2 protein-coding genes are annotated in these 6,519 nt (G+C 42.9%); both read right to left on the reverse strand.

From position 1 onward, the window contains the following. Positions 1–5,012: accessory Sec-dependent serine-rich glycoprotein adhesin (locus ACLOR3_RS02240; protein WP_412036950.1), on the reverse strand; the 5,012-nt coding region annotated here is incomplete at its 3' end. Positions 5,013–5,252: 240 nt separating this feature from the next. Further along, positions 5,253–5,738 carry an LPXTG cell wall anchor domain-containing protein gene (locus tag ACLOR3_RS02245; RefSeq protein WP_412036990.1) on the reverse strand — a complete coding sequence of 162 codons (486 nt, stop codon included), beginning with the start codon at positions 5,736–5,738 and terminating at the stop codon, positions 5,253–5,255. Between the last annotated feature and the right edge of the window lie 781 nt (positions 5,739–6,519).

A 6,519-nucleotide genomic window follows, 5' to 3' on the forward strand; every position in this document is an offset into this window, starting at 1 on the left:
CTACTTACTGATACAGACTCACTAGTTAACACTGAATCAGATGTTGATGTTGACTCTAACTCAGATACTTGCTTGCTTGAAGCAGACTCAGATACACTGATTGAAACTGACTCAGAACTCAAAATAGATTCTGAAGCTCTTGCTGAAACTGACTCAGAGATTGAAACGGATGCCAATTCAGAGGCTTGTTTGGTTGAAGCAGATTCGGATGCACTTTCTGAAACAGACGCTGAATTCAAGACTGATTCGGATACGCTGGCTGAAACCGATGCTCTTGATTCTGACACACTTGTAGATGCTGAAGTTGACACGCTTGTTGATTTCGAAGTCAACTCAGACACTGAGGCAGATTGAAGTTCAGAAGATTCCATACGAGCTACAGATTCTGATGTGCTGGTTGAAACTGACTCTGAAGCTGAAGCCGACGCCAATTCAGAAACTTGCGTGCGTGAGGTCGACTCAGAGACACTGTTTGAAATAGACTCGGAATTCAAGACTGATTCTGATACGCTGGCTGACGCACTTGTCGATGTTGAAACGGAAACGCTGATTGATTCAGAAGTCAACTCAGACACTGAGGCAGATTGAAGTTCAGAAGATTCCATTTGAGCTACAGATGCTGATATGCTGATTGAAACTGACTCTGATGTTGATGTTGACTCAAACTCAGAGGCTTGCTTGCGAGAAGCAGATTCAGATGCACGGATTGAAACAGACTCGGAATTCAAGACTGATTCGGATGCGCTGGCTGAAACTGACTCTGAGGCCGAAGCCAATTCAGAGGCTTGTTTGTTTGAAGCAGATTCTGATGCGCTTGCTGAAGCCGAAACGGATTCCGAACTCAACTCAGATACAGATGTAGACTGAAGCTCAGAAGATTCCATTTGAGCTTCAGATTCTGATGTGCTAGTTGAGACTGACTCTGATGTTGAAGCAGACGCCAACTCAGAAACTTGCGTGCGTGAGGTCGAATCAGAGACACTGTTTGAAACAGACGCTGAATTCAAGACTGATTCTGATACGCTGGCTGAAACCGATGCTCTTGCTTCTGACACACTTGTCAAAGCCGAAGCTGAAACGCTTGTTGATTTCGAAGTCAACTCAGACACTGAGACAGATTGAAGTTCAGAAGATTCCATACGAGCTACAGATTCTGAAGTGCTAGTTGAGACTGACTCAGAGGCTGAGGTTGAAGCCGATGCCAACTCAGATGCTAGCTTGCTTGAGGTTGACTCAGATGCACTTGTTGAAACGGATGTTGAATTCAAGACTGATTCTGACGCGCTTGCTGAAACTGACGCACTAGTTTTTGAAGCACTCGTTGAAACTGACTCAGAGACCGAAGCAGACGCTAACTTAGATGCTTGTTTACTTGAGATTGATTCAGATCTACTTACTGAAACGGACTCGGAACTCAAGACAGATTCTGATGCGCTACTTGAAACTGATTCAGAAGTTAAGACTGATTCTGATACACTTGCCGAAATCGACGTACTTGCTTCTGAAGCACTTATCGATGATGAAGTTGACACGCTAGTTGATTCCGAAATCAACTCAGATACTGAAGCGGATTGAAGTTCAGAAGATTTCATACGAGCTACAGATTCTGAAGTACTTGCTGACGTTGATGCAATTGACTCTGATACAGACAACGATCCACTCAAGGATTCAGAAGATGACTTCTCTGAAGCTGACAACGAGCTACTTGCTGAAGTAGAAACAACCGACTCTGATACAGACAAGGAGCCGCTCAAGGATTCAGAAGCGGATTTCTCTGAAACTGACAATGAACTGCTTGCTGAAGCCGAAACGGATACCTCTGAGGCTGATAGCGATGCGCTTGCTGATTCTGAAGCAGACGACTCTGAACCCGACAACGAGCTACTTGCTGACATTGATGCAATTGACTCTGATACAGACAGGGAACCACTTAATGATTCAGAAGCAAATTTCTCCGAAGCAGATAGAGAGCTACTTGTTGATGCTGAAACGGATACCTCTGAGGCTGATAACGATGCGCTTGTCGAAGCGGAAGAAATCGATTCTGATACAGACAAGGATTCGCTTACTGATTCAGAAGATGACTTCTCTGAGACTGACAACGAACTACTTGTTGATGCTGAAACGGATACCTCTGAAGCTGATACTGAAGCACTTGCTGACGTTGATGCAATTGACTCTGATACAGACAAGGAGCCACTCAATGACTCAGAAGCGGATTTCTCTGAAGCTGACAACGAACTACTTGCTGAAGTGGAAACAATTGACTCTGATACAGACAGCGATCCACTCAAGGATTCAGAAGTGGATTTCTCTGAAACTGACAATGAACTGCTTGCTGAAGCCGAAACGGATACCTCTGAGGCTGATAACGATGCGCTTGTCGAAGCGGAAGAAATCGACTCCGATACAGACAAGGAGCCACTCAATGACTCAGAAGCTAACTTCTCTGAAGCAGATAGAGAGCTACTTACCGATACTGAAGCTGAGACCTCCGAATCATTCTGCAAATTAGACTGAGAAGAAGATAGCGATTGAGATTCGAGTTCCTGTGAAATAGAAAAACTATCTGATACCGAGTCACTACTTGACATCGACTCAGATAAGGACGTTGATTGACTATCCCACAGAGAAACAGCTACAGACAGAGATTGAGACTCTGAAGCAACTACCTGTGAGTTGCTTTCTGAGTATGAAAGACTATCTTGTGTTGACATCGAATGAGAAGCTGAATAAATGAATGATTGAGAACTCAATTCAGAAGGAGTCATTCTTCGGTAATAGTAATTCACACTCTTTAATGGCCAGTAGCTAACCCTGGTCGAAACCGTATGATAAAACTTAGAAAATCCGTCAGCACCTTGAAGGGATGCATCATCACCCACAATATGGCTACCACTAAGCTGTGCTTGATTTTCTGGGGCGGAAGTATATGGTTTACGGAAAGAATATTCCTTACCCGTTTTTTCATCCGTATAGCTCACCTTCTCTGTCAAGGAGAACCAACCTGAGATTTTTAACTTAAAGTTTTTTCCATCTGAAAAATCGGGAGTGACTGTAAGAGAATAATCCTCTTTCTTGCTTTTTACCTCTCGCGTCTCAAGATTTTCAAAGGTTTCATTCCAATGATCATTTCTAAAGGCCTTTTCATAGACTAAGGTATAATTTGCAAGGTCAAATACTGTACCGTTATCACCTTTCCGGTAATTTTTCTGTTTGGAAGGATCCAAGACATAGTATTTTAAGGTGAAATCACCATTTGGACTTGTCACTTCACGGACAAGCTTAATATAATGGTCTCTTGCCCCTCCCCAATAAGTATCTACATTCTGTTCTCCAACCTTCCTAAGATCAAAGACGCCAGACATTTTATTCTGATGATAATCTACTAATGGAACTTGAACAAAACCATCCAATTGTCGAGCAGCTGAAGCTGTGTACTCTTGGCCTTCAATACCAACCTGGGCATAAGAGGCCAAAACAGTTTCCCTGCCAGTTGGAACATAAGCTCCTCGCGAGAATTGTCCTTTGTCGTCAATGAGCTTATAATAGGTGACATGTTCAGCACTTCGTGATGGAACAATGGATGCTACTGTCGATGGTGCATAAAGACCTACATTTTTAGGTTCTAGCACATCATAAAGCTGTTGAATCATAAATTTAGGAGTCTGGTAACTTACACTTTGCATCCGTATAACTCCAGGTTTCCCATCATCATAAATTGAGTAAAAGACCCTGTATTGGCGGTTTGTATCTGAACCAACTAATTCCTTTGGTAAATCAAATTCAACTACACTATTTGCTTTAACTGTTTGAGCATAAACCTCCGTACCACTAGACTTTTTAACCAAGCGGAAGTATACGTCGACACCTTTAGGAGTAGTTGAACCAATCGAGCTACGATCGACGGACAAGGTTGCATAATAATCCAGAGGATCCGGCTTTACTCGATTAACGAAATCCCAAATAGCAAAGGTATAACGTGTCACATCATGGTTCTCAGACAGAGACTTAAGAGTCGCAGGATCGAGATTTATTACAGATTTATCTAAATGCGGATCCTTTTCTACTCCTGCAAATTTCAAAGCAGCATCTTCGATATTAGCTCCGTTTCGGTCTTCCAAATCAGGAGTAATTTCTGATAACTCTTCAGAGTCCGTTACGGTTTCATAAATTGGTGCCAACTGAGCTGCAATGGCAGGTTTGCCGTTTACACTGCTATTCCCCACAAAACCTGATGCTTTCAGAGCAAGCATCATTTCATCAACAGACTCATTTAACCGTTGACGCTGACCCACATAAGCTTGCGTCCCTACATTTTCATGAAGCAACTGAGTACTGGTTGACAAGTCGGTTTGCACCTTAGCGATAGCAGCTGAAAGAGCTGCTTTTTGATCCGCATTTGTAAGGTTTGAGGCATAGTTTTCGGCCATTTGGGTCAACAAGGTCGCTTCTGACAGATTCTGTTCTAGACCAACCTTATCCGTTGCACCTAGAACCCTTTCGGTCGTTTCCAGGCTTGACTCTGATGTCGTCGTAGCTTCTGAAGCAGATTCGCTCAGAGCCACAGTAAGGCTCTCAGAACCGTGCTCGCTTAAAGAGACTGAAGCACTTGTCGATTCAAGACTTTCTTCTGACATTGATCTGGCATCAGAAACAGATCCAATCACTAAGCTATTGGCCTCTGCTAAGGTCTCTTTCTGTAATTCAGAAGTTGTCACCACATCAGTTCCTGCTTCATCCGCAAAAGCCGTGTTGATAATGGAGGTAGCACCAGCAGCTGCTCCCGTCGCCAATAAGCCTTTCAGTACAAATTGACTTGTAGAACGGATCCCATCCCGCTCCTTATCTGACATCGTTACAACTCTTGTTTCTACTTCTCCACGAACAATTTTAAATAAACCTAAGGTAGAATTTTCTGAACGAACCCAGTGCTTCCCAGACTTGATTAACTTGAAACGAGTCGTTCGATCCATCTCCCTAACTTTTCCATTCAAACGTTTAAAAAACATGAATATCCCCTCAACTTTATAGTCATTAAATATTATACATTATTACTATACATATTCAAGTAATTTGAGGTAAATAACAATTCAATTTTCAAAAAATTTCCTCCTCGAAAGTATTTTCATTATTTTTTGATAAAATCAGCGAAATCTAATAGGGTAAAACAGAAAAAAAGAATCTCAAAATGAGATTCTCTTGTAGACACTCAAAATACCAGATAGGTGTTTTCACATAGCGATACGGGATTATTCTTCCTCTTCTTTTTTACGGCGCCCCAATAGAGCTAGCCCAACGAAAGATGCAAGAGTAGCAAATAAGATTGATCCTGTAGATTTCTTCTCCCCAGTTGCCGGAAGAACTTCTTCCGATGAGCTTTCTTTGTTGGATAAGGACTGGATGAGTAATCCTGAAACACTCTCAGACCGAACTTCGCTTGTTGAATCCAGCCTTGAAAGAGACTGAGAATGACTGATTGACTCTGAGTGACTTTGCGAGTCAAATGAGGACTCTGAGAGGGTTTCACTTGTTGAGATTGAACCGCTCAGGGATCCCGATGACGACTCGGTTAGACTGACTGAATCAGACTGACTCTCAGACCTAGACTCCGGTGTCGAGGCAGACTCGCTTGATGGAGCAGATTGACTCAAGGAACTCGAGATAGAATCTGAATTCCTTACCGACTCAGATTGAGAAGTTGATATAGATTCACTTGCGGAAATTGAGGCACTCATTAATTCGGAGACGGACTCGGTTTCTGAGGTCAACTGGCTAGTTGAAAGCGATTGGGAAGCTGAGACTGATCCTCTTGTAGAATCCGAGATACTCAAAGAGACGGATTCTGATTCCAACTCAGAAGTCGAGGCTGAGTCATTTGCTGAGAATGTAGTACTCAAAGATTCTGAAACAGACTCGGTGACACTTTCTGATACCGATTGACTTACAGAATCGGATCCAGAGGTCGAAAGAGATTCACTGGCGTATTCAGAGGTGCTTAATGATTCGAAGACTGATTCTGAGCTACTTTCCGAAGTCGACTGACTGAGCAACTCGGACTTAGAAGTCGAAAGTGACTCACTTACAGAAACTAAGGTACTCAAGGAGTCAGAAACTGACTCTGAAACACTTGCCGATGCTGACTGGCTAAGCGACTCGGATTCAGAAGTCAAAACAGATTCACTTGCAGAAACCGAGGTACTCAACGATTCTGAAACCGACTCGGAGATACTTACCGATATTGACTGACTAAGCGAATCGGATTCAGAGGTCAAAACGGACTCACTTGTCGAAACTGAGGTACTCAAGAATTCTGAGACGGATTCGGAAACACTTGCCGATGCTGACTGGCTAATCGACTCGGATTCAGAGGTCAAAACAGATTCACCTGCAGAAACCGAAGCACTCAACGATTCGAAGACTGATTCTGAAATGCTTTCTGAGGTAGACTGACTAAATGACTCAGAGATCGAAATGGACTCATTAGCGGATACTGAAGCGCTCAACGATTCTGAAACT

Origin of the sequence: Streptococcus intestinihominis (assembly GCF_046824975.1) — a bacterium.
GTDB lineage: Bacteria > Bacillota > Bacilli > Lactobacillales > Streptococcaceae > Streptococcus.